The sequence below is a fragment of the Streptococcus suis genome (assembly GCA_002831545.1).
Lineage (GTDB): Bacteria > Bacillota > Bacilli > Lactobacillales > Streptococcaceae > Streptococcus > Streptococcus suis_P.
This window is the reverse complement of record CP025095.1, coordinates 360,166-386,940: the sequence shown is the minus strand read 5'-3', so window position 1 is coordinate 386,940 and position 26,775 is coordinate 360,166. Positions and strand designations below refer to the sequence as shown.

The 26,775-nt window shown below is 44.9% G+C and carries 29 protein-coding genes; 9 read left to right on the top strand and 20 right to left on the bottom strand.

Annotation, left to right across the window (positions count from 1 at the left end):
- Positions 1–8: 8 nt before the first annotated feature.
- Positions 9–1,010: an oxidoreductase gene (locus CWM22_01980; protein ID AUC90778.1), complete on the bottom strand. Its 1,002-nt coding sequence runs from the start codon at positions 1,008–1,010 to the stop codon at positions 9–11.
- 79 nt (positions 1,011–1,089) lie between these two features.
- Complete coding sequence (locus tag CWM22_01975) at positions 1,090–1,521, bottom strand: Rrf2 family transcriptional regulator (GenBank protein ID AUC90777.1); 432 nt, start codon at positions 1,519–1,521, stop codon at positions 1,090–1,092.
- Between the two features lie 199 nt (positions 1,522–1,720).
- Here CWM22_01975 and CWM22_01970 point away from each other — a divergent pair, with 199 nt between their 5' ends.
- Positions 1,721–1,828, top strand: coding sequence for a hypothetical protein (locus tag CWM22_01970; GenBank protein ID AUC90776.1), 108 nt, complete (start codon positions 1,721–1,723; stop codon positions 1,826–1,828).
- 274 nt (positions 1,829–2,102) lie between these two features.
- Here CWM22_01970 and CWM22_01965 read toward each other — a convergent pair whose 3' ends face one another.
- Genes CWM22_01965 through CWM22_01945 form a run of 5 tightly spaced genes read right to left on the bottom strand, consistent with a single transcriptional unit; the run spans position 2,103 to position 5,239 of the window.
- Complete coding sequence (locus tag CWM22_01965) at positions 2,103–2,717, bottom strand: DUF1349 domain-containing protein (protein AUC90775.1); 615 nt, start codon at positions 2,715–2,717, stop codon at positions 2,103–2,105.
- On the bottom strand, positions 2,717–3,283 hold the full coding sequence (locus CWM22_01960) for a TIGR01440 family protein (protein AUC90774.1): 567 nt from the start codon (positions 3,281–3,283) through the stop codon (positions 2,717–2,719). The genes CWM22_01965 and CWM22_01960 overlap by 1 nt, the downstream gene beginning before the upstream one ends.
- Positions 3,264–3,749, bottom strand: coding sequence for an ECF transporter S component (locus CWM22_01955; GenBank protein ID AUC90773.1), 486 nt, complete (start codon positions 3,747–3,749; stop codon positions 3,264–3,266). Before CWM22_01955 ends, CWM22_01960 begins: the two co-directional genes overlap by 20 nt.
- Positions 3,739–4,500: a hydroxymethylpyrimidine/phosphomethylpyrimidine kinase gene (locus CWM22_01950; GenBank protein AUC90772.1), complete on the bottom strand. Its 762-nt coding sequence runs from the start codon at positions 4,498–4,500 to the stop codon at positions 3,739–3,741. Before CWM22_01950 ends, CWM22_01955 begins: the two co-directional genes overlap by 11 nt.
- The gene (locus CWM22_01945) at positions 4,490–5,239 is read right to left on the bottom strand and encodes a tRNA pseudouridine(38-40) synthase TruA (GenBank protein AUC90771.1); all 750 of its coding nucleotides are present in this window, start codon (positions 5,237–5,239) and stop codon (positions 4,490–4,492) included. The genes CWM22_01950 and CWM22_01945 overlap by 11 nt, the downstream gene beginning before the upstream one ends.
- Positions 5,240–5,398: 159 nt before the next feature.
- Here CWM22_01945 and CWM22_01940 point away from each other — a divergent pair, with 159 nt between their 5' ends.
- The 6 genes from CWM22_01940 to CWM22_01915 all read left to right on the top strand — a co-directional run bounded on the left by CWM22_01940 (position 5,399) and on the right by CWM22_01915 (position 9,742).
- On the top strand, positions 5,399–5,860 hold the full coding sequence (locus CWM22_01940; protein ID AUC90770.1) for a transcriptional repressor: 462 nt from the start codon (positions 5,399–5,401) through the stop codon (positions 5,858–5,860).
- A 148-nt stretch (positions 5,861–6,008) separates the two neighbouring features.
- Positions 6,009–7,877, top strand: coding sequence for a heavy metal translocating P-type ATPase (locus CWM22_01935; protein ID AUC90769.1), 1,869 nt, complete (start codon positions 6,009–6,011; stop codon positions 7,875–7,877).
- 133 nt (positions 7,878–8,010) lie between these two features.
- Complete coding sequence (locus CWM22_01930; GenBank protein AUC90768.1) at positions 8,011–8,535, top strand: hypothetical protein; 525 nt, start codon at positions 8,011–8,013, stop codon at positions 8,533–8,535.
- 1 nt (position 8,536) lies between these two features.
- Positions 8,537–8,752: a transcriptional regulator gene (locus CWM22_01925; GenBank protein AUC90767.1), complete on the top strand. Its 216-nt coding sequence runs from the start codon at positions 8,537–8,539 to the stop codon at positions 8,750–8,752.
- 1 nt (position 8,753) lies between these two features.
- Positions 8,754–9,260 (top strand): DUF2975 domain-containing protein, encoded by a 507-nt coding sequence (locus CWM22_01920; protein ID AUC90766.1) that lies wholly within the window; start codon positions 8,754–8,756, stop codon positions 9,258–9,260.
- Positions 9,261–9,271: 11 nt separating this feature from the next.
- Positions 9,272–9,742, top strand: coding sequence for a hypothetical protein (locus tag CWM22_01915; protein AUC90765.1), 471 nt, complete (start codon positions 9,272–9,274; stop codon positions 9,740–9,742).
- 37 nt (positions 9,743–9,779) lie between these two features.
- On the opposite strand, the gene CWM22_01910 is transcribed toward CWM22_01915, so the two are convergent.
- The 13 genes from CWM22_01910 to CWM22_01850 form a co-directional block, all read right to left on the bottom strand.
- Positions 9,780–10,451 carry an amino acid ABC transporter permease gene (locus CWM22_01910; GenBank protein ID AUC90764.1) on the bottom strand — a complete coding sequence of 224 codons (672 nt, stop codon included), beginning with the start codon at positions 10,449–10,451 and terminating at the stop codon, positions 9,780–9,782.
- A 90-nt stretch (positions 10,452–10,541) separates the two neighbouring features.
- On the bottom strand, positions 10,542–11,417 hold the full coding sequence (locus CWM22_01905) for an ABC transporter substrate-binding protein (GenBank protein AUC90763.1): 876 nt from the start codon (positions 11,415–11,417) through the stop codon (positions 10,542–10,544).
- Between the two features lie 123 nt (positions 11,418–11,540).
- Entirely contained in the window at positions 11,541–12,986 is a 1,446-nt protein-coding gene (locus CWM22_01900) for an amidase (GenBank protein AUC90762.1), read from the bottom strand.
- A 91-nt stretch (positions 12,987–13,077) separates the two neighbouring features.
- Complete coding sequence (locus tag CWM22_01895; protein ID AUC90761.1) at positions 13,078–14,214, bottom strand: molecular chaperone DnaJ; 1,137 nt, start codon at positions 14,212–14,214, stop codon at positions 13,078–13,080.
- A gap of 506 nt (positions 14,215–14,720) precedes the next feature.
- Positions 14,721–16,544, bottom strand: a complete 1,824-nt coding sequence (locus tag CWM22_01890) for a molecular chaperone DnaK (GenBank protein AUC92824.1) — start codon at positions 16,542–16,544, stop codon at positions 14,721–14,723.
- Between the two features lie 255 nt (positions 16,545–16,799).
- Complete coding sequence (locus CWM22_01885) at positions 16,800–17,312, bottom strand: nucleotide exchange factor GrpE (GenBank protein ID AUC90760.1); 513 nt, start codon at positions 17,310–17,312, stop codon at positions 16,800–16,802.
- Between the two features lie 12 nt (positions 17,313–17,324).
- Positions 17,325–18,359 carry a heat-inducible transcriptional repressor HrcA gene (locus CWM22_01880; protein AUC90759.1) on the bottom strand — a complete coding sequence of 345 codons (1,035 nt, stop codon included), beginning with the start codon at positions 18,357–18,359 and terminating at the stop codon, positions 17,325–17,327.
- A 263-nt stretch (positions 18,360–18,622) separates the two neighbouring features.
- Positions 18,623–19,123 carry a hypothetical protein gene (locus tag CWM22_01875; GenBank protein ID AUC90758.1) on the bottom strand — a complete coding sequence of 167 codons (501 nt, stop codon included), beginning with the start codon at positions 19,121–19,123 and terminating at the stop codon, positions 18,623–18,625.
- On the bottom strand, positions 19,113–19,436 hold the full coding sequence (locus CWM22_01870; GenBank protein AUC90757.1) for a PadR family transcriptional regulator: 324 nt from the start codon (positions 19,434–19,436) through the stop codon (positions 19,113–19,115). Before CWM22_01870 ends, CWM22_01875 begins: the two co-directional genes overlap by 11 nt.
- 110 nt (positions 19,437–19,546) lie before the next feature.
- Complete coding sequence (locus CWM22_01865) at positions 19,547–20,242, bottom strand: histidine phosphatase family protein (GenBank protein AUC90756.1); 696 nt, start codon at positions 20,240–20,242, stop codon at positions 19,547–19,549.
- A 67-nt stretch (positions 20,243–20,309) separates the two neighbouring features.
- Positions 20,310–21,647: a PFL family protein gene (locus CWM22_01860; GenBank protein AUC90755.1), complete on the bottom strand. Its 1,338-nt coding sequence runs from the start codon at positions 21,645–21,647 to the stop codon at positions 20,310–20,312.
- An 11-nt stretch (positions 21,648–21,658) separates the two neighbouring features.
- Entirely contained in the window at positions 21,659–21,925 is a 267-nt protein-coding gene (locus CWM22_01855; protein AUC90754.1) for an ACT domain-containing protein, read from the bottom strand.
- Positions 21,926–22,099: 174 nt separating this feature from the next.
- Positions 22,100–23,135, bottom strand: a protein-coding gene (locus CWM22_01850; protein ID AUC92823.1) for an IS630 family transposase whose coding sequence is annotated in 2 segments (ribosomal slippage) — positions 22,100–22,640 and positions 22,639–23,135 — 1,038 coding nt in all. Because the reading frame shifts where the segments join, the coding sequence is not laid out codon by codon here.
- Between the two features lie 151 nt (positions 23,136–23,286).
- On the opposite strand from CWM22_01850, the gene CWM22_01845 reads away from it, so the two are divergent.
- Positions 23,287–25,029 carry a multidrug ABC transporter permease/ATP-binding protein gene (locus CWM22_01845; GenBank protein AUC90753.1) on the top strand — a complete coding sequence of 581 codons (1,743 nt, stop codon included), beginning with the start codon at positions 23,287–23,289 and terminating at the stop codon, positions 25,027–25,029.
- Positions 25,019–26,767, top strand: coding sequence for a multidrug ABC transporter ATP-binding protein (locus CWM22_01840; protein ID AUC90752.1), 1,749 nt, complete (start codon positions 25,019–25,021; stop codon positions 26,765–26,767). Before CWM22_01845 ends, CWM22_01840 begins: the two co-directional genes overlap by 11 nt.
- Positions 26,768–26,775 lie beyond the last annotated feature (8 nt).

The following is a 26,775-nucleotide window of genomic DNA, read 5'->3' as shown; positions in this document are numbered from 1 at the left end:
CTATTGTCTTAATTGAAACTGAGGACGGTTTTTCCGCGTGAACGACCGTTGGCAACCTTATCAAGTGCTGCGTTGACTTCTTCAAATGGATAAACGGTATCGATAGACGGTTTGATTTCGAGCTTGCTGAAAATATCTGCTACCTCTTGCAGTTGGTGACCATTGCTCTCTACGAAAATGAAATGGTAGTGAACACCGTATTTCTTAGCCATTTTGTCAAATGAACGACCAGCTAGGCCAAACAAGATTTGCTTCCATTTTGGCAAATTCATACGTTTGGCAAATTCGCCATTTGGCATGGCACGAAGGGAAACCAGCTGCCCACCTTTTTTCATGATTGACATTTGTTTTTCCGTTTCTGCACCGCCAAGTGTGTCCAAGACATAGTCAACATTGCTAAGGGTTTTGGTGTAATCTTCTGTCTTGTAATCAATAAACTGGTCTGCACCCAGTGACAACACCCGCTCTGCACTTGCCCCATCACCGTTGGTAATGACGGTCAAGCCCTTGGCTTTGGCAATCGGAATAGCCATACCGCCGACACCACCAGTTCCACCTGAGATGAAGATGGTTTTGCCTGCCTCAGCACCCATGAGGTCAAGAGCCTGCATGATAGTCAAGGCTGTCAGAGGAACAGCTGCTGCTTCTTCATCTGTCAAGTAGGCAGGAACCTTAGCAAGAGCTTGAGCGTCAACCGCTACATACTCAGCGAAAGCACCGATACTATCAAGCGGAAGACGACCAAAGACACGGTCACCTGCTGCAAATGTCGTCACGCTTGAGCCTACTTCTTCGACCAAGCCGACTACTTCATTTCCAGCTGTTTGGGGCAATTTGTAAGGGACAATCAATTTCACATCTCCGCGTGAAATCATGTTGTCCAAGGGGTTAACGCCTGCTGCGGTCACTTTGACAAGGACTTGGTTGGCTTGAATAGTTGGTTTAGCAATTTCTGTAAGGTTAAGGGTGATATTGTTTTTGTTATAAGATGTATGTTGTGCTGCTTTCATGTTCTTCTCTTTTCTATTCTTTTATTTGTTCCTGTATCACTTACAGGTCTAAGTTTGAATTTATAAAATCTGACCGAGGTCAGATTCGGGTTTCTTGTGCGGATTGATAGAGATTATCAATCACATTATCTAAGGATTGACGACTGAGTTGATTTTCCAGTTCTTGTTCAACACTGGAAAAGATGGGAACCATTGCACCTTCTATATGCTGCCCAACCGGACAAGAAAGATTGGCATTCTGGTGTATCTGAAACAGTCGAATATGCTCCACTTCTTGCGTCGCAAGGTAGATTTCCAATAAGCTAATATCCTTAGGGGACTTGCTCAATTGGTAGCCTGATCGCCCTTGGTGCGAAGTGATTAAGCCTGCATTTTTCAAGAGTGCAATCACCTTACGGATGTAGCTAGCATTGGTGCCAACGCTCTCAGCCAAGGCTTGCGAGCTAAGTATTTCCTTGCTCTCACTGATCATGGTCAGTATATGAAGGGCTACTGAAAATTTTGTATCCATCTGGTCTCCTTTCTGTTCTTGTATCGACTACAAGAACAAGTTTACCATAAGCCAGACCTCTTGGCAAGGATTTGGCTCAAAAGATAAAGAGGCTGGGCAAAAAGCCCAGGACCACTACTCAGAGTTCGTGTCAACATCTCAGCGCAGTGGTTGATTGGGTTTAACAGTCCAGTGGACTGTTAAAGGTTGGAGATAGGATTTGCGAAGCAAATCTCAGCAATTCGTGTTTTACACTCCAAATCTGACCTATACGACTGATGCGAACAGAGTTCGCTTCATCTCCAACCTCCAACAGTCACTACTCTGACTGTTGGAGCTATGCGGGGGTGGGAGTGAAACAGTCTGGGGATAGACTGTTTCAGCTCAACAACTGGAAATAAGGACTTGTTGACGAACTCTTTTTATCTTGGTCGAGTTCTTTCCCACTCCCCCTGATACTCAATGAAAATCAAAAGTCGCCTAGGAAACGAAGGCGAAGATTGAACAGGAGTTCTTCAAGGCAAGTTGACAAGGGAACATTTTGATTTTCGAAGAGTATGAGTTTCAACTATTTTTCTGTCACTACTTACCTAAGACTCTCACTAGATTTCATCTGGCTCTTGGCCATCATGGGCCTGCCATTTGCAGTCGCTCAATTCCATATTGGTAAAGCGAGCTGTAAAACTGGAGTTTTCTGGAGAACAGGCATATAGCCCAAAAGCTATTTTCCCTGCCCCTTGATGAAAATGGCAAACCCGCATTTGTTTGAAGTGGATACCATCTTCGGAATTTTCAAAACAGTAATCAGCTCCCCTGCGACTGAGCCTAAACCACATGGATTTGACTTGTGAACTGATTTCAGTAGTTGCCCAGTCAGAAAATCCGTGATTAGTCACCACACTTCCCAAGTGTTGGAAGTCATCATTTTCATATTCTATCGAACACTTTAGCCAATTCTCCGAATCTTGATAAAGGACAATCCCACACTGGTCAAATCGAGTATGACTACCCGCAAAATCCGTCTTCACAGTAAAAGAAAAATAGTCCTCCTCTGTCTCCATCTGTAAGACAGGAGCATTGTCATTCACAAAATGGTAATAGGTCTTCTGCCACAAATCCGTCTGGGGGTGGGTGGTAATGGTAATTTCTTCATCTGAAATAGTGAATTGTCTCGGTGGACGGGTCCACACTAAATCCTTGACCGTAAATTTTTTCATTATGAACCTTTCCGTATGGTATCTTCCTGATAGGCTGCACGAGCTCCACCGATTAGTTTTGGGCGGCTGGCAAGGGCGGTGACATGGGCCTGACCAATCTCACGCAGGCTAGGCCTAATCGGAACTTGGACATGCTTGATGTGCATGCCGATAGCTGTGTCGCCGATGTCTACACCAGCCTGAGCGGTGATAAACTCGACTTCCACCGGATCCTTCATATACTTGAAGGCCGCCAACTGACCAGAACCACCTGCATGAAGAGTTGGGAGGACATTGACTATTTCCAAGTCCTTCTGGATTGCCAATTCCCGCTCCACCACCAAGGCACGATTGAGGTGTTCGCAGCCTTGGACAGCTAAATAAATCCCCTTGGGAGTCAAAATATCCAAAACGGTTTCAACAATCACTTCACCAACTTCCAAACTAGAATTTTTGCCAATATGCCCACCAATGACCTCACTAGAAGACAAACCTAGAACAAATATCTGCCCCTTTTGAAGATTGCTGAGTTCTAGGACTTCTTGCACAACTTGCTGGGTCTGTTCCTTAATTTCCTTTAATGACATGATTTACTGCACCAATTCTTTCTATTGCCTGAGCCAAGACGTAACCAACTACCAAACCAACTGTGTTTTGCAGAGTATTACTCATCAGACTTGTAACAGCGTCAGCTACATTATACATGAAACTAGATGCCACAAAATAGCCCCCAACCATAGAGAGCGTCGCCAAGACTAAACCGAGAATCCGTTTCTTACCTGTCCAACCCGCAAAGTAACCTTGAGCCCCGTGGAATACTAGACTAAAGAATGCCCAATGGGGATAGCCCAACAAGAAGTCAATCAATAGCCCTGCCAAACCGCCGACAATGGCTCCTTCTTTCTTGCCCAAGTAAAAGGCGGTAAAGAAGACACCCACATCCAACAAAGTAAAAAATCCCGTCGGTGTTGGCACATGAATAAAGGCCAAAACTAAACTCAAGGCTGTTAAAATAGCGAGCAAGACCAATTCCTGCGTTTTTTTATTTCTCATATTGAATCACCCCATAATCATCTGATTTTTCAATCGCCGCATGGACAAAGTCCTTGGACAGTCTGACCGCCTCCAAAGGCTCTTGACCCAGCAAAAGCTGACTGGCAATGCTGGACGCAAAGGTACAGCCCGCCCCCACGTTGTTTTCTGACAACAGAGGCGACTGGAGCACCACGATTTCCTGACCATCGTAGAAAACATCGACCGCCTCTGGGCCACCCAGACGATTGCCGCCCTTGATGACCACCGCCTTGGCACCAAAGTCATACAAGGCCACTGCCGCCTGCTTCATCTCCTCCACCGTTTTGATGTCTTTTTGGAGCAATAGCTGAGCTTCTGCCAGATTTGGCGTGATCATGCTGACATAGGGAAGGAATTTCAAGAGTTCATCTCGCAACTGGCTGACCTCAGTATCATGCGTTTCCTTGCAGACCAAGACTGGGTCCAAGACCACAGGAATCTCCTGGTGAGCCTTGACAAACGCCAAAGCCTGCTCTGCTATTTCCACCGTGGGAAGCAAGCCAATCTTAATCGCAGAAAAGGGTACATCCTTCAAACTAGCCAGTTGCTGGGCAAACACCGCCGCATCCGTCGGAATGACCTCAAAACCTTTTTCCGTCATAGCTGTCAAGCAGGTCACCGCCACAAACCCATGCAGCTTGTGGACAGCGTAGGTCGTCAGATCCGCATGGAGACCGCCACCGCTGAAAATATCGTTGCCCGAAAGCGCCAAAATATACTTAGTCTTCATAAATAATCTCCTTTAGATAGAGGCCGTTGCCTGCCGCAGTTGGACCTGCCAAACCACGATCTTTTTCTGCCAAAATCCGCTTAATCTGTCCCACAGGCATGCGACCATTGCCAATTTTCAGTAAGGTCCCGACCATATTGCGCACCTGCTTGTACAAAAAACCATTGCCTGAAAAGGTAAAAATCAAGAACTGCCGCCGCTGGTCGTATTCCATAGTCGCCGCCGTAATGGTCCGCACCTTGTCTTCAACCGAGGTCCCTAAAGCCGTAAAGCCTGTAAAATCATGGGTCCCCACCAAGTCCTGAATAGCTTCTTCTATCAAGCTCAAATCCAAATCATAGGGATAGAAGGTCGCATAGTGGCGCATCATGGGATTCTTAGGCCGCCCAATATCCACCAGAAACTCGTAGGTCTTGCTGTGCTTAGCATAGCGGCAATGAAAATCATCCGCCACCTGCTCCACACTGACCACATCAATATCCTCAGGGGTTTGAGTATCTAGGGCAAAGCGGAGCTTCTCAGCATCTCGACTGCCAGCCAAGTCAAAGTGAATCACCTGACCATAAGCGTGCACTCCTGCGTCTGTACGACCTGCACCATGAACGGTTACAGGCTGGCCACTATTCAATCTTACTAACGTTTTTTCGATTTCTTCCTGAACTGTACGGGCATGGGGCTGGCGTTGGAAACCAGAAAAGTCATGTCCGTCGTAGGAAATAATTGCCTTATATCGTGTCATGTTCTGATTGTAGCACAAGCAAACTTGCAAATACAAGCCTATAAAACAAAAACTGTACTAGTACAGATGGACCCCTTCTAAGTTTGACAGCTTTCATAAAAAGGATTATAATGAAGAAAAGTAAATTAGAATTATTCTTGAAAAGAACAGGAGGCACGAATGGAACTACACTCTCACCTTAACGCAGAAAACCAAACTGCCTTTGAGCACGTCATTCAACACCTAAAAGAAAAAGGAATCCGCATTACCGAAACCCGCAAGGCTGTTGTGGCTTACATCATCGAAAGCGACGACCACCCAAGCGCAGAAATGATTTATAAGGACCTCCTGCCCAACTACCCTAACATGAGCTTAGCAACGGTCTACAACAATCTCAAGGTTCTCTTGGAAGAAGGCTTTATCACCGAACTCAAACGGGCCAACGATACAACGACCTACTACGACTTTATGGGGCATGAGCATCTCAATGTTATCTGTGAAAAATGCGGAAAAATAACGGACTTCATGGACGTCGAAATTCCTAGCCTCAAACGCGAAGCCCATGAACAAACAGGCTATAAGATTACCAAGGAAGTCTTGTCTGTGTATGGTATCTGCCCCGACTGTCAATTCAATAGCTAGAAAGCAGCCACTGGTTGCTTTTTTCTTTTCTCTTTGAATTGTCTGACAAATCTTATTTATAATTATTCTAAAAAACTCTTGATTTTCTATTTAGAACTGTTATAATTAACTTATCGAAACGATAATGATTATAAATAAGGAACTAACTATGACTCTTGTAAACAACCTAAAAAACCATCTTCACATCGTAACAACCAGCCTCTGTCTGTTGTTGATCCTCATCGGGATTTTCTTACTTCAAACTAATCAGGGAGCCACACCCATCCTCTTCATTTCAGCCTTTGTCATCGGGGGCTACCAGTCAGCCAAGGAAGGCATTTCTGAGCTGATTTTCGACAAGCACCTGTCTGTCGACCTGCTCATGATTTTGGCTGCTATCGGTTCTGGTATTATCGGCTACTGGATGGAAGGGGCTCTACTCATCTTCATCTTCTCCCTTTCTTCTACACTGGAAGAATTAGCCATGGAAAAAAGCAAGAATGCTATTGCCGCTTTAATGAATATGACGCCTCCAACGGCTCGCAAAATCGAGGAAAATGGTGACATTACTGTCTTAGACACCGCAGCCATCCGCATCGGCGACCTCCTGCAAGTCCGCAAGGGTGACACAGTTCCACTGGATGCTACCCTCATCAGTCCCCAATCCATCTTTGACGAATCCATGATTACAGGCGAGCCGCTCCCTGCGGAGAAAATGGCTGGCGATGCTGTTATCGGCGGAACCATTAACCAAGGTCCAACTGTGACCGTTCAAGTTACAGCTGAAAAAGGCGATGCCCTATTCGATAAAATCGTCCAAATGGTTGAAAACGCCCAAGAATCTAAATCACAAACAGCGACTTTCATTGAAAATATGGAAGATACCTATGTCAAGGTTGTTTTGGTGGTAGTACCGCTCTTCATTCTCTTTGCCCATTTTGCACTGGGCTGGGACTGGTTAACTGCCTTCTACCGTGGCATGATTCTCTTGACCATCGCTTCTCCTTGTGCACTTGTAGCTTCTTCTTCACCGGCGACACTTTCTGCCATCAGCCGGGCGGCACGCAAGGGCATGATTATCAAGGGAGGTGACATTGCGGACAATATCGCCAACTTAGAAGCCATCGTCTTTGATAAGACAGGCACATTGACCATTGGTAAACCTGAGGTTGTAGGTGCGACCTATCTTGGCGATGAAAAACTAATCAAGGAAGTTGTTCAGGCAGTTGAAAAACAATCAAGCCACCCAATCGCCCAGGCTCTCATGACCTATACGGCTGACAGCTCTGCTATTGCCCTCCAAAGCCTAGAAGACGTGACCGGAAAAGGCTTGGTGGCAGGCTATCAGGGCGACAGCTGGAAAATCGGTAAGGCGGGATTTGTGGTGGACAGCCTGGTGAGTCCCCTGTCTGCTGGCTTGCTGGCACAGATCGATGAGGCGGAAAGCACTGGAAAAACCCTGGTCTATGTCAGCCAAAATGATGTGCTGGCAGCAATCTTCATGGTGGAAGATAGTCTGAAGCCAGAGAGCAAGCTGCTGATTGCCCAGTTGAAAGAAATGGGGGTGACACCTATTCTCCTGACGGGCGACCAAGAAAAGACGGCTCGTTACGTGGCGAGTCAGGTCGGTATTGATCGGGTCATTGCCAACTGCCTTCCGACGGACAAGGCTTCTGTTATCCAAAAATTGCAAACCGAGTTTGCGTCTGTCGGTATGGTGGGTGACGGTATCAACGATGCTCCTGCCCTTGCCCAAGCCAATGTCAGCTATGCTATGGGAAGCGGAACGGACATCGCTATGGAGTCAGCCGACATCGTGCTCATGGAAGATCTGACACGGATTCCTTACTCCATCCGTCTATCTAAGAAAATGCGGGGCATCATCAAGCAAAATATCGTCTTTGCCCTGTCTGTCATTGCCCTTCTTATCATCTCCAACCTCTTCCAGTCTATCAACCTCCCACTCGGTGTGGTGGGCCACGAAGGATCAACGATTTTGGTGATTTTGAATGGGTTAAGACTCTTGTATTTTAAATAGCATAAAGCCGCCAAGCGATTGGCGGTTTTCTTATTATTCTTTTTTAAAAAAACGCTTGCATTTCAGAAATTATTGTTTTATAATAATTTTAAAGATAATATTATCATAAAACAATAATAATCGGAGGTTTGCTATGAAAACCAATCTACTCAAAATAACTGGCATTGTGGCTGCTTGTGTTCGCTATTTCTTCTATTTCATGATTGCTCTCTATGCCTTCATTACCTTGGTAGGTCTTGGAGGCCACTCCTTTGTGATAGACTCTTGGGAATACACCTTTAACAAACCCATTGACCAGATTAACATCTGGCTCATTCTATTAACGACTGGATTGATCTTAATTGTCTTGGCGGCACTCAGTCATATTGCCCACCTGATCCAAAAGCTATGTAAGCTACTTCTGGAAGAAGATTATTTCGCCTCATCTAGCCTAGCACTCTATCAGAAACTCTTGGTCAGTTTACTAATTTTGACTGCTGGTCAATTTTGCCTAACCACTTTGTTTTTCCTGACACATGCTACTAATCCAAACACCTTCCTCAATCTTCGCTGGTCAGACTTTATCCTCAATGCCCTCTTCCTCTTCGCAACTTATTTTGTCTGGACCTTAGTACAAAAGGGGCAACAACTTGAAACCGAGAACAGCGAGTTTATCTGATATGGAAATGATTCGCGTAAACTTAGACAAGGTCCTCAAAGATCGACAAATGACTTCCAAGGACTTGGCGGAGCAAGTCGGCATTACCGAAGCCAACCTGTCCATTCTCAAGACAGGCAAGGCAAAAGGCATTCGTTTTAATACCTTGATGAGCATCTGCCGCATTCTAGACTGCCAACCAGGAGATATTTTGGAATATGTGAGGGAGGGGGAATAGCATGAACAAAAAGATATTTTTCAACATCGTCATACAGTTGCTAACGTTTATTCGTTATGGATTGATTGCCTTAACGGGACTGATAATGTTGGCACTTCTTATTCTACTTATAGGCGGGAAACCTATTCAAAATAGTCTACGATTAGATGTCCCCTTGCCTATCATTGTTATTATTCTAATCATAAGTATCCTATTAGTAGCCTGCTTTATCTACATGGCCACCATACTCAAAAAATTGCTCATCAACTTTCAAACAGGAACTATTTTCTCAACTGAAAATGTAGTCTATACAAAGATAATTTTAGGAACCTTAATCGTATGGACGAGCATACAATTTGCAAGTGCTTTTTTCCTATCTTACCTAGATTTAAAGAATGTAAGTGATTTATATGATTTTTCACTTAGTGACTACTTCATAAATGGTGTGCTGATTATTATTGCACTACTAGCAAAGATGGTGTTGGAAAAAGGTGTGCTTTTACAAGCTGAAAATGATGAAATTATATAAAGGAGCCCATGATGAAAAAGTATATTTCCCTCATTGCACTCTGCATGATGATACCTTGCTTAAGTGCTTGTCACTCTGTCACTTCAGAAGTTAATAAAGAAATGCAAAACGAGCTAACAGCAGCGTCCATTGAAACAGAAAAAGCTCTAAAAACAGATGAACGTCTGGCTAAGATTGATAACTTTCAGCAAATTGTTGAAATCACGACATCCAAAGGAGAATTCTCTCTTGAATCTCCTTTCTCTGGCAAAATCTATTTAATGGCAACAAAAGAAAATCTCGAGAAACTCTCAAAAGAAGAGTTTACTCTGAATGAAAAGAGCTTCTCAACTATCGATGCTGGTAGTAGCAGCGATTTTAATATCCGCTACAAACATCAAACTTACTTCACTATTCAAAGCTTGTCCGTGCAAGATCTGGAGGATTTCGAATACACCAAATCCTCTTCCACTTCTGCTATTCTTGTCTTCTATCCAGACTAGCAAAAATTCCTCGATTCAAAAGAACCGAGGAATTTTTTTAATACGTCGCCAAGCGTTTTTCCAACCTGAGCTGACCGAAGGCGTAGAGAGTGCAGATGGCCCAATATATCAAGGCCACACAGATATAAACTGTCATGTAGTCCGACTTGGCTCCGCCGACTATTTTTGCCTTATTGAAAATCTCTGGTACAGTAATCATGGCTGTCAGAGAGGTACTTTTGACCATGTCTAAGAGGACATTGCTCAGCGGTGGAAGGGCAATCCGAAAGGCTTGGGGAATGATGATTTTTCTGTAAATCACATTGGTCCGCAAGCCCAGGGAACGCGCCGCCTCCCACTGTCCCTTATCAATGGCCGAAAGAGATGCACGAATAATTTCAGAAATGTAGGCACTGGACATGGAGGTAAAGGCGATGATAGAGGCTGTTATGGCATCTAACTGCAAACCCATAAAAGGCAGACCAAAATAGATAAAAAATAGAAGAACCATGAGGGGAATTCCACGCATGAGAGAAATATGGGCCATAGCCAACCAACGCAAGGGTCCAAACTTAGACATCCGCATGAGGGCTACAAAAAATCCACAGAAAGTCCCCAAGGCAAAACCAATTAGGGATAGGGACAGAGTGTAGGGAAGTCCCTCCAAAATCTGTGGAATAGCCTCTCTTGCAATATCCGCATTAAAAACTGCCTGCCAGTTGATATCCATATCCTCTCCTCTTTCCTAAAAACCAGATAGACCTTGCCAGTCTGTTACTGACAAAGTCTATATAAGTTGCATTTAATTTGTTACAAGGTCTTATTCAACTTCGATAACTGGCAACTCATCTGCATTTTCAACAGGGACTGTCAAATCTTGTCCTGCGTAGTATTTCTCAGAAATTGCCTTCAAAGTTCCGTCAGCTTTCATCGCTTCAAGAGCTTCGTCAATTTTTTCTTTCAAGCTTGTGTCAGCCTTGCTCATGACAATACCTTGTTCAGTTGGGTTGTATTTAGCTTCACCCATCTTCACTTTGATATCTGGGAAGTTGGCATTGACCCATTTGATAGCCATCACTTGTGTATAGTAATCATTTGGAATGAAGTCTGTACGGCCTGTCGATACATCACGCAAGTAGACATCATTGGTTACGTTGTCATAGATAACTGACTCTGCGCCTTGCTTTTCAGCAATCTTCATGTACTGAGTACCTGCGCCACCACCAGCTTTTTTACCTGTCCAGTCGCTCAAGTCAGCTGCTTCAAGTCCTGATGAACCATCTTCACGAACAATGTAGCCACCAACTGAATACTTGTAAGGGATAGAGAAGTTGTACTTTTCCTTACGTGCTTCTGTCATGTCAAAGTTGTTAACAGAAATATCGACCTTACCACTATCAACAGCTGTAAAGGCTTCTGCCACACCGATTTCTTGGTATTCAATTTCCAGTTTCAAACGCTTACCAATTTCATTGATCATGTCAATTTCATAACCGACCAATTCTTTGGCATCGTTGTAGTAAGAAGTTGGGAAGAGGGTTCCTGGTGTTGCAACCTTCAAGACACCTGCTTCTTGTACTTTTTCCCATTGAGTCTGTTCAGCAGAAGAACTGCTAGTATTCGAACTTGAGCTAGAACATGCTGCCAAGGTCAATGTAGAAACCAAGAGAGCTGAGGCCAAAACTTTTTTCAACATAAAACAATCTCCTTTGGAAGCTATAACTTCCTTTTTAATTTTTCGGTGTTAACCCACCAACTTTTACAGGTTAACATTTTGAAAACGTTTTGGCAAATAATTGAACTGAAAAAATGAATTCCCTTACAAGTTGAGCAAACCAGCTGCCTCCATTTGATCTGCCAACTGCAAGAGTAAATCCTCTCGTCCCTTGGCTGCTGTGAATTGAACGCCGATTGGCAGGCCTTGTGGGGTCTTATAAGTTGGCAAGCTGATAGCCGGTTGGCCGGTGATGTTTGCCTGCTGGGTAAAGGGTGTCCAGGCTAGACTATCTGCAAACATCTCCCAAATCAAACTCTGCTGCTCTGCCATTGCCAACTCCTGCATGTGCAACAAGCGGTCCAGCATCTCTTGCGAGTGAGTGAACTGGTCTAGCTTGGGCGCTACATCTGCGACGGTCGGTGTCAGAAGGAGATCGTAGTGCTGGTGGAAGTCCGCCATGATGGCACTGTAGCGGTCCCAATCCTGTAAGACCTTAGAATAGAGTTTAGCTGGGATGGTCTGCCCGCTCTGGTAAATGGCCCAGGTCATGATCTCTATGTCATCAGGGGTCATGGGACGACCCAGCCCCGCTTCAATCTCGTCAAACATCTGAGCTGTTTCAACACTGTTCATCAGGTAATAGGCCTGCATGACTTCAAGGCCGTCTAAAATAGGACTTGCTAGCTCGGTAATCTGGTGCCCCAGTGCTTCTAACTGAGGCAGAAGGGACAAGACAGCTTGTTTGGCATCAGCGGAAACCGAACTGCCAATCGGCGATTCCAGACTGTAGGCAATTTTCAGAGGTTTATCTTGCGGTGCAAGGAGACTCTGCTCAGACAGGAGAGCCAGAGGAAAGGGAGCTTCCACCTGATAGGTCTGCAAGTGATAAAGAAGGTGTTTGGTATCGCGGACTGACTTAGTCAGAGCAAAGTTGCTGGAAGCGCCCTGCCAACCTCGATAAGAAATTGGTCCAACTGGAATCCGACCCCGACTGGGCTTGAGCCCAATCAAACCATTGAAGGAGGCGGGAATACGGATAGAACCGCCACCATCTGAAGCTGCTGCCAAAGGTACCATACCAGAAGCTACTGCCGCTGCTGCACCACCACTGGACCCACCTGCATTTCGGCTCAAATCTAGCGGCGACTTGACTGGCCCATGTAGGCTGGAGTCAGATATGTTCTTAAAACCAAACTCTGGCGTATTGGTCCGGCCCAAGATGATGAAACCCATATCCTTGAAATCCTGTACCAATTTATCAGTATGCCTCACTCGGTAATTCTGGAATAGACGAGAGCCCGCTGTTGACAATTGTCCCGCTTCATTTTGCCCCAAGTCTTTCAATAAGAGAGGGACACCACCAAAGGCCTTGTCTTGAAAATTCCCCGTTTCTGCTTCTTGCAGGGCTTGCTCATATTGCTTGCTGACAACTGCATTGATAGCAGGATTTTCCTCTTCTATTCGTTCAATAGCTTCCGCTACCAATTCTCTGGCAGAAACCTGGCCTGTTCGCACAGCCAAGGCCATTTCCGTCGCATCTTTCCACATAGGCTTCTCCTTGTATTTTTTATTAGCTTATCATGAAAGTAAAAAATCAGCAAGCCACGCTTACTGATTTTGAATATCTGTTCAAAACAAATTACAATTCATCAAAGGCATCTTTTACCTTGTCAAAAAATCCTTTTTTATGGGGCTTGACATCAATATTTCCAGCTGCCGCAAATTCTTTAAGAGCTGCTTTTTGGCGGTCATTCAAACCTGTCGGAGTGACGATATTTACCGTCACATATTGGTCACCGATGACTCCACCACGAACACTTGGTGCACCTTTTCCTTTGAGTCGGAAGGTCTTACCAGTCTGGGTACCTTCAGGAATGACCATATCCACATCACCGTGAACCGTTGGCACATGAACTGTATCTCCAAGTGCGGCTTGGACAAAGTTGAGGTTCAGTTTATAGTGAATAGTAGTCCCTTCACGTTCAAACTTGTCTGAAGGTTGGACCTGAATGACAACGTAGAGATCTCCGTATGGACCTCCATTGAAACCAGCTTCACCTTGACCTGCCAAGCGAATACGTTGACCAGTTTCCACACCAGCTGGCACCTTAACCGTTACCGTATGAGCTTGTTTTTCATGACCAGTTCCATGACAGGTTGTACACGGATCTTTGATTTGTTTTCCGCGACCATGACAGACATCACAAGTCATTTGACGACGCATGGTTCCAAGTGGAGTTTGGGTGTCCACATTGATCACTCCAGAACCATGACAACGCCCACAGGTTACCGGACTTGTTCCAGGTTTGGCACCTGAACCTGTACAGGTTCGACAAGTTGCCTCACGGTTATAGGAAACTTCACGTTCCACACCAAAAATCGCTTCTTCAAATTTCAAATTGACCGCATATTGCAAGTCATCCCCTTGACGAGGTGCATTAGGATTGCGCGTCGCACCACCTCCACCAAAGAAACTAGAGAAAATGTCTTCAAAGCCACCGAAACCTGCTCCGTCGAAACCACCAAAACCACCAGCTCCGCCACCGAAGCCTCCATTGGCACCAGCAGGACCATACTGGTCATAGGCAGACCGTTTTTGCGGATCGCTCAAGGTCTCATAAGCCTCTTGGACTTCCTTGTATTTATCCTCCGCACCCGGATCCTTATTAATATCTGGATGGTACTTCTTGGACAACTTCCGATAAGCTTTTTTTATCTCGTCCTGAGAGGCATCCTTAGAAACCCCCAGACGATCGTAAAATTCTGTGTTGTTCATAGTTTATGATACAAAAGGCGTTAAGAAAACCGTATGAAAATAGGAAACTGACGCAGTGTGTAAAACACACTAGGAAGTTTATCTTTTTCACTAGGTTTTTAGCCTGTGTTCGAATAAACGAACTTGTATTCCTTTCTTTGAAAATTAGAAAGTAGCCCGTGTTCAGTTACGAACACTTTCCTTTCTATGAAGATATTAAGCCGTTAAGCGACTCAAAGAAAAATAGGAAACGGTCCGACGATGCCTCGCATCTAGGTAAAGTTTATCTTTTTTCAAAGAGTCGTAGGCGTATTCAATTCTGTAAAAGTTAGAAGGGTATTTACCCAAAAACAGAGGCTGGGTTGCAACCTCTGTGATTGGAATGTTATTGACGAATGATTTCTATTCTCGGAAAGATGAGAATTGAGTTCGAGCTAAGAACTTCGGAAAAAAGATAACTTACCTTGAATGCAAGCATTCAGCGGCAAGTTCCTATTTTTCTGTCGTTCTTTTAACGCTCTCACATCTTATTTTTCAGTAAACTCCCCATCCACCACATCATCGCCTGCGTTGTCAGTAGTTTGGGCACCTTCTTGGCCTGCAGCTGCTTGTTGTGCTGCTGCGGCTTGCTCGTAGAGTTTCACTGCAAGGGCTTGAGCTTTTTCGTTGAGGTTTTCAAGTTTCGCTTTCATGTCGTCCAAGTTGTTAGCCTCTTGAGCTGCTTTCAACTCGTCAAGAGCTGCTTGAGCTTGGTCACGTTCTGCGTCGAATCCTTTGCCTTCTGTTTCTTTAAGAGTTTTCTCAGTCGCAAAGATTGCTTGGTCCACATCGTTACGAAGGTCAACTTCTTCCTTACGTTTCTTGTCTGCTTCAGCGTTTGCTTCTGCATCTTTCATCATGCGGTCGATTTCTTCATCTGTCAAACCTGAGTTAGACTGGATAACGATTGTTTGTTCTTTTTGTGTACCAAGGTCTTTTGCTTTTACAGAAACGATACCGTTCTTGTCGATGTCGAATGTTACTTCGATTTGTGGAATACCACGAGGTGCTGCAGGGATGTCAGTCAATTGGAAGCGACCAAGAGTCTTGTTGTCCGCTGCCATTGGACGCTCACCTTGAAGCACGTGGATGTCAACAGCTGGCTGGTTGTCCGCCGCAGTTGAGAAGACTTGTGACTTAGAAGTTGGGATTGTTGTGTTACGGTCGATGAGTTTTGTAAATACACCACCCATTGTTTCGATACCAAGTGACAATGGAGTTACGTCAAGAAGAACAACATCTTTGACATCACCAGTAATGACACCACCTTGGATTGCCGCACCCATAGCAACAACTTCGTCAGGGTTGACAGATTTGTTTGGCTCTTTACCTGTTTCAGCTTTTACAGCTTCCACAACGGCTGGGATACGAGTTGAGCCACCGACAAGGATAACTTCGTCAATTTCTGACAAGCTAAGGCCTGCATCTGAAAGGGCTTGGCGAACAGGAATTTTTGTACGTTCTACAAGGTCGTAAGTCAATTCGTCAAATTTCGCACGAGTCAATGTCATTTCCAAGTGAAGCGGACCTGCTGCACCTGCAGTGATGAACGGCAAGCTGATTTGAGTTGATGTTACACCTGACAAGTCTTTTTTCGCTTTTTCAGCTGCATCTTTCAAACGTTGAAGAGCCATTTTGTCAGCTGACAAGTCGATGCCATTTTCTTTCTTGAATTCTGCTACCATGTGGTCGATGATCTTTTGGTCAAAGTCGTCACCACCGAGCTTGTTATCACCTGCTGTTGCAAGTACATCAAAGACACCGTCACCAAGTTCAAGGATAGATACGTCGAAAGTACCTCCACCAAGGTCGAATACCAAGATTTTCTCGTCTTTGTCAGTCTTGTCCAAACCGTAAGCAAGGGCTGCTGCAGTTGGTTCGTTGACGATACGTTCTACTTCAAGACCAGCGATTTTACCAGCGTCTTTGGTTGCTTGACGTTGGGCATCGTTGAAGTAAGCAGGAACAGTGATAACGGCTTTGGTTACTTTTTCACCGAGGTATTCTTCCGCATAGCCTTTCAAGTATTGAAGAATCATTGCTGAGATTTCTTGTGGTGTGTATTCTTTGCCATTTGCTGAAACTTTTTCAGAAGTTCCCATTTTTGATTTGATAGAGATGATGGTATCTGGGTTGGTTACTGCTTGTCGTTTTGCCGCGTCACCAACGATGATTTCACCATTTTTGAAAGAAACAACAGATGGAGTTGTGCGGTTTCCTTCTGGGTTTGCGATGATTTTTGATTCAGTTCCTTCAAGAACTGCAACTGCTGAGTTTGTTGTACCTAAGTCAATACCGATAATTTTAGACATAATAATGATACCAAGAACGCCGAAAATGCGACTGAAAATTAGGAAACCAACGTAGCATTCGATGAATGCAAGGCGGTTTATCAATTTTCCGAGCATTTCGTTCGGGTTCAAATCCTTTCAAAAATTTAATTTTCTTTTATTTGATGCACTCTTCTTAAGTAGTGCAGATTTCGCGAGTCATTAACTCGCATTTTCTTATTTCAAGTAGTTTAACGACATTTCGGTCAAGTAATTTTGTGGAAAATAGCAGAGCGACTATTCTGATACGACTACCATAGCAGGCCTCAACAAACGTTCATGCAACTTGTAGCCTTTTTGGAAGACTTGTGCGATGTGTTCTGCTGGGCAGTCGTCTGTGGCTGGAACAGTTTGAATAGCCATGTGAAGATTTGGGTCAAAGACATCTGTTGCGACTTCTTCCACCCCTTCTTCTTTGAGGGCTTGAATCAAGCTTTCCTGTACCATTTCCAAACCTTTTTTGACATCTTCTGTCAGACCTTCGACTTGAAGGGCACGTTCCAAGTTATCCAAGCTCGGCAAGATTTTCTTGGCCAAGTCTTGCGAACGGTAACGCTGAATGGTTTGGCGTTCCTCGTTAGCACGGCGTTGGATATTTTGCATTTCAGCGTGGGCACGGAGGTACTTGTTTTCAAATTCCTCTGCACGCTCGTTTGCCAAATCCAATTCTGATTTTTCAGGTGTCTCCACAACTTCTTCTGTTGCTTCAACCTCTTCTACGATTTCTTCGTTTTTGATTTCTTCTGACAAAGCATTCTCCTTCTAATTGACTTCGTAATGATTACTACTTAGATAACGGTAGTAATCGGTTAATTTCATAAATAGGACGCGGCTGATGATGTTGATCAAACTCATCTGCCTGCGGTAGTTCATGTTCACAGGACCGAGCAAACTCATCTGGGCCATGCCCCGATATGGGATTGGAAAGCGATGATGAATGACTGTCACATCTGCAAGGGCTGAATCCCTATGTTCCGCCACGGAAATACTAGTCTGCTGGTCTGGAGCCAGGCCCTGTCGCAACTCTGGTGCCAATAACTGAGGACTATCCAAGAGTTGGTAGGTAGCTAGATTACCGTAAGTCAGCGAGGCAACTTTTCCACCGATAAAGACAGATTCTTGGAAAAGATTGGAAAAGATGTAGTCCATGAGATCCAAGACATTGTCCGTCGTGGCAAAGTAACGCTGCACCACTTGGGGAACCTCCGTCCGCAGCTTATAGTGGATGGATAAGACCGTCTGTCCAACGAAGCGTTCATCCACCAGGCGTTTGAGCACCTCCAAGTCCCTAGTCAAAAAGTTCTTGGGAATGGCAAACTGAACGGTGACAGGTTTGGACTGGTCCAAGGTCAAGACTGCTAAGGCATCGTGGCTGCTGAGTTGCACGATGTCAAAGGAAGTCAACTGCTGACTGGTAGGCTCCACATCTAAGATAACCGAAGTGTAGCCTGTCAAATCCGCTAGGACCTGACTTGCCCGCTCCAAGATGTCTTCCAGCTTGAAAGCTTCAAAGTCGAAGGCCTTGACCACCTGATAAACATCTTCTTCATTGATGTGTTCCAGATTGAGCGAGTGGTTGACAAAGTATTGAAAACCAGCCCGACTGGGCATCCGACCACTTGACGTGTGGGCCTTTTCTAGCAAGCCCAACTGTTCTAGCTTAGCCATATCATTGCGAATGGTAGCAGAGCTAGAAGCAATCATTTCCTGTAAGGCCTTAGAACCAACTGGCTCATGATGGCGCGTAAACAATTCAACAATCAGATTCAAAATATCATTTTGACGTTGGGTAATCATCTCCGCTCCTTTCATGAACACTGTTTTAGTTACGCTCAATGAAAATCGACAGTAGCCTAGGAAGCGAGGCCGAATGTAGAACTGAGGTTCACAAAGGCAAGCTGACAACGGATAGTGTTGATTTTTGAAGAGCATTAGCACTCTATAGCATCGAGTGCTAATTACTTATACTCTCATTATACGCCGAAAAAATGGATTGTCAAGAGAAAAAGACAAAAAATTAGCACTCTTTTGCTTAGAGTGCTAAAAATCAGTCTGAGGACCTAGTTGTTTTTTACAAGTCGATAAAAACGCAAGCCAAGTAATAATAAGAGAGGTATATAAATAATAGAAATACCTAAGACAAAACTTGGACGCGAACCCAAACTTGTTCCCAGTAGAATGCCGTACAGTCCCAAAGATGGCAAATAGCGTCTTTGGAAGATTGTTTTCACAAACTCTACCTTACTTTCCCTATCACCGTATATCTCAAGATCTCCCTTTACAGCTACCTTCCTAAAAATAACGAAGTTTTGGCAGGATATGACAAACTCCCACCCATAATCTTCGTACATATGTAGATAGTTTTCTCGATCTTTATTTTTTGATTCCTTAAAATCAACCTGATACACAACCTCTTCTGGCTGGCATTTTTCAAAATGATAAAAGAAGAGCCAGCTAATCTTAACTAATTTCCACCCTTGCTGATGCATCTCACTGAGATAGTCTGCTTGTTGACTAAAGTCTGTGATAAAAAATACCTTGCACTCTGTCTTAGTCTCCATAACTTTCCCCCTTACTATTTCGATAGAGCCGTTCAATCCGAGCCAATTCTATGTCTAGAATTTCTCGACCTGTTTCTGTTATCCTATAAAACTTCCGCTTATCTTCTTCCCTGACAAAGGCAATCAAGCCGTCTTTCTCCATTTTCGACAGGGTGCCGTACATGGTCCCAGGGCTAATCACGACCTGACCTGCCGTGACTTGCTTGGTCTTTTGCGTAATATCATAGCCATGCCGTTCTTCCTGTAAATGAAATAAAATATAGAAGGCTGTTTCTGTCATCGGAACATAGACCCGTTTTAATTTGTCGTTCATAAAATTCCTTTCGCACTACGATACATCGAACTTCGATGCATTTATTGTATCGCATCTCGATACACTTGTCAAGAAAAAAATCAGAGAATATCCCTGATTTCATTTCACATTTATTTCCCTTGGGCAATCAATTCTGCCCCACGTTTGCGGTAGGATAAATCCCCAACTGCTTCAATTACAAGCTTGCCATTTTCGTATTTGAGGACGGTGATAGAGCCGTTGTCTAAGAAAAGATTGGTCGGACTTTCTGGCTGGAGCAAGTTGACCAGTGTCGCAATGGTCATACCGTGACTGACCACGAGAGCATTCCCTCCGCCCTGCTTTTCCAAGTCCTGAGCGATAGATTCAAAGCCTGTCAAAATGCGATCACGCAAGACTTCCCAAGGCTCTGACCAACCCGCTGTATCAGCTTCTTGGATACCATGTGCAATCTCTTCGTAGCTCATCCCAACCACATCAATGGTTCCTTTCAAGCGTGGCAGGACACCTTGGAAGAGGTCTGCGTCATACATGCCCTCAAAACTACCGAAACACCATTCGCGGATACGCTTGTCTTGGTAGTAAGGGATTTTTCCCAAAATCCCCAACTCACGCTGGGCAATGGTCATAGTTTGAACAGTTCGTCCTAAGTCACTGGATACAGCCAGCTTAAAATCAAGGCCCGCATCCTTTAGCCCCAAGCCCAGTTCACGAATTCCCTCCTCACCGACCTTGGTCAGCGGCGTATCGCACCAACCCTGCACACGTCCAATGGTATTGAACATGGTTTTCCCGTGACGAGAAATATACAATCTAGTTTCTACCATAGCATTCTCCTTGTCTCTTTTCTATTATTATAGCAAAAAACCGACTGCTTGGGCAATCGGTTTCAATTTAGTTCTTAAAGCTGTGAATCGGTGCTGGAATCTGACCACCACGGTTGATAAAGTCCACAGAAGAAGCCTGATTGACCTTCATAACAGGAGCTGTTCCCAGCAGTCCACCGAATTCGATCATGTCCCCTTCTTTTCCGAGCGGAATAATACGGACCGCAGTCGTTTTCTGGTTGATGACCCCAATCGCCGCCTCATCCGCAATCATAGCCGCAATGGTTTCAGCTGGCGTTGTTTCTGGAATAGCAATCATATCCAAACCAACAGAACAGATAGCTGTCATAGCTTCCAATTTTTCAAGGTTGAGGGAGCCATTTTGTACCGCCGCAATCATGCCTTCGTCCTCAGACACAGGGATAAAGGCACCTGACAAACCGCCAACTTGGTTGCAGGCCATGACCCCACCCTTTTTCACTGCGTCATTGAGCAATGCAAGGGCAGCAGTCGTTCCGTGCGTACCTACGGTTTCCAAACCCATTTCCTCCAAAACACGTGCTACTGAGTCGCCAACGGCTGGCGTTGGAGCAAGCGACAGGTCCACGATACCGAACTTGACACCCAGGCGTTCACTGGCCATATTGCCGACCAACTGACCGATACGGGTAATCTTGAAAGCGGTCTTCTTGACGGTCTCCGCCACCACATCAAAGCTCTCACCACGGACTTTTTCAAGAGCACGCTTGACCACACCAGGCCCAGACACGCCGACATTGATGACCACATCCGCCTCACCGACACCATGGAAGGCACCCGCCATAAAGGGATTGTCCTCGACCGCATTGGCAAAGACTACAAGTTTAGCCGCCCCCATATCAGAAGCTTCCGCCGTCTCCTTGATAATCCGCCCCATGTCCCGCACAGCCGTCATATTGATACCCGTCTTGGTTGAGCCGATATTGACCGACGAGCAGACCTTAGAGGTTTGGGCCAATGCCTGCGGTATGGAGTTGATGAGGATTTCATCACCCTTTTGGTAGCCCTTTTGAACGAGAGCTGAAAAACCTCCGATAAAATCGATTCCGATCTCATGAGCCGCCTTGTCCAAGGCATGAGCCAAGGGAAGATAATCCGTCGCATCCGTCGCCGCACCAATCAAGGAAATAGGCGTCACCGATACCCGTTTGTTGACAATGGGAATGCCCAATTCTGCCGCAATCTCATCGCCGACTGCTACCAAGTTCTTGGCCTTGGTGACAATCTTGGTATAAACTTTCTCAGCAGCCTTCTCAATATCCGCATCGATACAGTCCAAGAGGGAAATCCCCATGGTGATGGTCCGAATATCGAAATTCTGCTCCTCAATCATTTCAATGGTTTCTCTAACCTGTCTAATATCCATGATTGCTCTCCTTACAAGTTGTGCATAGCATCAAAAATGGCAGCACTTTGAATGTTGATTTTCACGTTCAAACCTTGACCAAAGGCTTCTAGTTCTGCACGAAGCTTGGTGAAATCTTTCTTCTCATCCGACGACACCACCGCCATCATGGTAAAATACTCATCCAAAACAGTCTGGGAAATATCATCAATATTGAGCCCTAACTCCGCAACCTTAGTCGCAACACCCGCAACAATTCCTGACTTATCCTTACCGACAACTGTAACAATAGCTTTCATCTGAACACCTCTTCTAAATTTTCATTTATTTTATCATAAATATACAGAAAAAGGTAAAAATCTTTTGATTTCTACCTGTATCGTACGTGTTTACAACTCCAACTGTTTCTTCTATTCGGCCACGGCTAGAATTACCTAGTTTTTAATACTCAACAAAAATCAAAAGCAAACCAGTCAAGTGTTTTTAAACCATTGTCTACTAACAATTGGTTTTAAAATAGACCAATCTAACTCTCGTATTACTTCTTGAAGCTTGTTTATCACATCGTCTAGTGTTTTAAAAGCTTTATTCTTAAACCCTCTCTTTCGAATCTCAGCCCAAACTTGTTCAATTGGATTCATTTCAGGAGTATAGGGAGGAATAAACTCAAAACCAATATTATGTGGTTTCTCTAAGGTACTTGATTTATGCCAAACGGCATTGTCCATCACTAATAAAATATAATCGTCAGGATAAGCTTCAGATAGTTGTTTGAGAAAAACATTCATCCAATCTGTATTACAGCCCCCAGCGATAATGAAGAAGGACTCTCCTGTATGGGCATCAACAGCACCATAGCAATAGCGATACTCACGAATATAGTGACTATGTACATGCGGTCTCACCCCTTTTGGTGCCCAGGCCTTCCCAATTTTACTGATCCGACCGAAACCCGCCTCATCTTGATACATTAGCCTGACTTTATGATAGCGACGACTATTCTTGAAGCGCTTTCCTGTTTTCGTGAATGAAGATTTTATTTTTAGACGCTAGAATCGTTTCGGCGTCTGCTTTTTTAGGGTGTTCTGGTCTTGGCGTCACTTTGCGCCAACCATGGCGTTTAAGAATGGCATAGAATCCTTCCTTGGTCGTAGGGTGTCCAACCCGTTTCTGATAAGCTTCATAGAGAGAGTTTATCGTCACAAATTCGCCATTTAGTGAGGCTGTTAACTGTTCTTTTAGAAACGCTTCCTCTTCTTGAAGGGTTAAATATTGACGGTTCCGTCCACCTCGCGTTTCTCTTACTAGAGCTGAAATCCCCTCAAGTTCGTACTTGCGCTGTAAGGACCAGATTGTATACTTTGAATAGCCGATGAGGTTAGTGATTTCCTTATAGCTAAGACCTTCTGCTCTGAACAAGATAACTTGAAGTCGTCTATGAAATGGAGAATAGGTTTTATCTTTCAAATAAGTTTTTAATTCTTTCGTTTGTTCGATAGTAAGTTTCATAAATCTATTATAGGTTAGTTTTTGTTTTTTGAATAGTATAAGTTCCAAACTTTCCATTTCTACCAGTCTGTGATACACTAGTGTCACCGAATTCTATTATTTGTTGGTGGCGACAAGCTACCAACCTTTCTTTTGTTCAGAAAGGATACTTATGAAGATTATCAAACAATTGTGGTGGTTCTTTTCCCTTGAGAAAAAGGCCTACCTGATTGGGGTTTTATCACTCTGCCTGGTCAGCCTCCTCAATCTCCTTCCCGCTTCTATCATGGGGCAGTTGATTGACCAGATTGCCAGCGGACAGTTGACTAAGCATCGCTTACTACTCGGGGTAGCCGGGCTCATCTTGTCAGCCTTGGCCATGTACGGCCTCCGCTATCTTTGGCGAATGAACATCCTGGCAACATCTTATCGTCTAGGAAAAATCATGAGGGCTCGGCTGTTTGACCACTTTATGCACCTATCTCCATCCTTTTTTCAGCAACATCGAACTGGGGATTTAATGGCCCATGCAACCAATGATATCAATGCCCTGACCCGACTAGCAGGTGGTGGCGTCATGTCCTTTGTCGATGCCACCGTCACTGCTTTGGTCACACTGGTCACCATGAGTTTGAGTATTTCCTGGCAGATGACCTTGGTGGCAATCTTGCCCCTGCCCTTCATGACTCTCACTACTAATTTTCTAGGCCGTCGTACCCATGAAAATTTCAAGGCTTCACAGGCAGCCTTTTCAGAGCTTAACAACAAGGTACAGGAAGCTGTTTCTGGTATAAAGGTCACCAAATCCTTTGGCTACCAAGAACAAGAAACGGCGGCTTTTCAGGAAGTCAACCAAGCAGCCTTCTTGCAGAATATCAAAACCATGCGGTACGATGCCCTGTTCAACCCTGCCGTCCTCTTCTTCATTGGCCTGTCCTACCTACTGACCCTTCTGGTCGGCTCTCACTTCATCTCGCAAGGTCAGGTCAGTCTGGGCCAACTAGTAACCTTCATGACCTATTTAGATCTCCTCATCTGGCCTCTTATGGCGATTGGTTTTTTGGTCAATATTAGCCAGCGTGGTGATGTGTCCTACAATCGGATTCAGACCCTTCTCAGCATTTCTTCAGAAGTCGTTGAAATAGACCAACCGCTGCCTGCACCAAGCAATGGAGAGATTGTCTATGAGATTAGCGAATTTGCTTATGATAACATACCAGTCCTCCAAGACATCCAGTTTCACATCAAAAAAGGGCAGACAATTGGCCTTGTGGGGCCAACAGGCTCTGGGAAGACAAGCCTGCTCAAGCTCCTGATGCGAGAATACGATGTGACAAATGGACAGATTTTGCTCAATCAGGAAAATATCAAGAACTACAAGCTAGCTGACCTGCGACGATTAATCGGCTATGTACCCCAAGACCAATTCCTCTTTGCGACCAGCATTGCTGAAAATATCCGCTTTGGCAATCCAGACCTCTCACTAGACCAAGTAGAAGAGGCCGCTCGGGCTGTTCATGTCTATGAGGATATTCGGGATATGCCCGATCGCTTTGATACCATGGTTGGTGAGAAGGGGATTTCCCTTTCTGGCGGACAAAAGCAACGGTTGGCTATGGCCCGTGCCATGATTCTCAATACAGATATTCTACTCTTGGATGATTCGCTCTCAGCGGTGGATGCTAAAACAGAACACGCTATTCTCGAAACCATCAAGCAAGAACGCCTTGATAAGACCACCATTATTACCGCCCATCGCCTGTCAGCTATTGTCCATGCCGATTTGATTCTGGTCCTTGAAGACGGGAAAATCGTAGAACGAGGTCGTCACCAAGAATTACTAGATGAAAAAGGCTGGTATTACGATACCTATATGATGCAGCAACTCGAAAAGGAGGAAAGTGATGCTCTCTAAAACCAAGCAAGCTAGTGTTTTTTGGCGACTCTTGTCCTATCTCAAAGCCTATCGACTGCTGACAGTCCTTGCCCTCAGCTTTTTGCTGCTGACGACTGTTGTTCGCAGTTTGATTCCCCTTCTGGCTTCTTATTTTATCGACCACTACATTTCTACTATTTCTGAGACTGCGGTGGCTATTCTAGCGGCCTACTTCGCCCTCTATCTGCTTCAAATGCTGCTCCAGTATTTTGGAAATCTCTGGTTTGCAAAAGTTTCCTATAGCATTGTGAGGGATATTCGCAGGGATGCTTTTGGGAGAATGGAAAAGTTGGGAATGGCTTATTTTGATCAGACTCCGAGTGGCTCCATTGTTTCGCGAATCACCAACGATACCGAGAGCATTTCAGAGATGTTTTCAGGGATTTTATCCAGTTTTATCTCCGCTCTCTTTATTATCATCACCACGCTTTCGACCATGTTTGCTCTGGATTGGAAATTGACCTGTCTGATCATCCTCTTTCTTCCCTTGATTTTCGTCTTGGTTAATCAATACAGAAAACGGTCAGCTCCTATTGTGGCCAAGACTAGAAGTCTGCTGAGTGCCATTAACAGCAAACTGGCTGAAAGTATTGAGGGCATTCGGATTATCCAGGCTTTTTCTCAGGAAGACCGCTTAAAAGCAGAGTTCGAAGCTATCAACCAGGAACATCTGAACTATGCCAGCCGTTCCATGGCCTTGGACAGTCTCTTTCTCCGTCCTGCTCTGTCACTTGTCAAGATTTTGGCCTATGCCCTGCTCATGACCTACTTTGGTTTGGATTGGTCACAGGCTGGGATTTCTGCTGGTCTTATCTATGCTTTCATCCAGTATGTCAATCGTCTTTTCGATCCCTTGCTGGATGTCACGCAGCATTTTTCCACCCTCCAAACCTCTATGGTATCTGCCGGACGGGTCTTTACGCTCATGGACCAGACTATCGAGGAGCCACTACAGCTGGACCGAGGGGCCAAGATTGACAAGGGGCATATTGTCTTTGAGGATGTTTGCTTTTCCTATGACGGCAAGCGGCAAATTCTGGATAAGGTTTCCTTTGAAGTGAGACAGGGGCAGACCATTGCTTTCGTAGGGGCCACTGGGTCTGGAAAATCCTCAATCATCAATGTCTTTATGCGTTTCTATGAGTTCCAATCTGGGCGGATTCTGATTGACGGTCAGGATATCCGCAGTTTTTCGCAAGAGGAATTGCGGTCCGCGATCGGCCTAGTCCTGCAAGATCCCTTCCTCTTTCACGGAACCATTGCGTCCAATATCCAGATGTATCAGGATATTTCCCAGAAGGAGATTGAGGAAGCGACTCGATTTGTGGATGCTGCTCCCTTCATAGAAAAACTTCCTGAGAAATACGACCACTTGGTCACTGAGCGGGGTACCGCCTTTTCGACAGGGCAACGGCAACTGCTGGCCTTTGCACGCACCATGGCTAGCCAGCCTAAGATTCTCATTTTAGACGAGGCTACCGCTAATATCGATTCGGAGACAGAGCAAACGGTCCAGACCTCTCTTGAAAAAATGCGAAAAGGGCGGACAACCATTGCGATTGCCCACCGTTTATCAACTATTCAAGATGCCGACTGTATCTATGTCTTGGATAAGGGAAAGATCATCGAGTCAGGCAATCACGAAGAACTTCTAGCCCTCAAGGGTCACTACCACCGCATGTACCAGTTGCAAGCAGGGCAGTTAGCAGCGACCTAGGCACCACT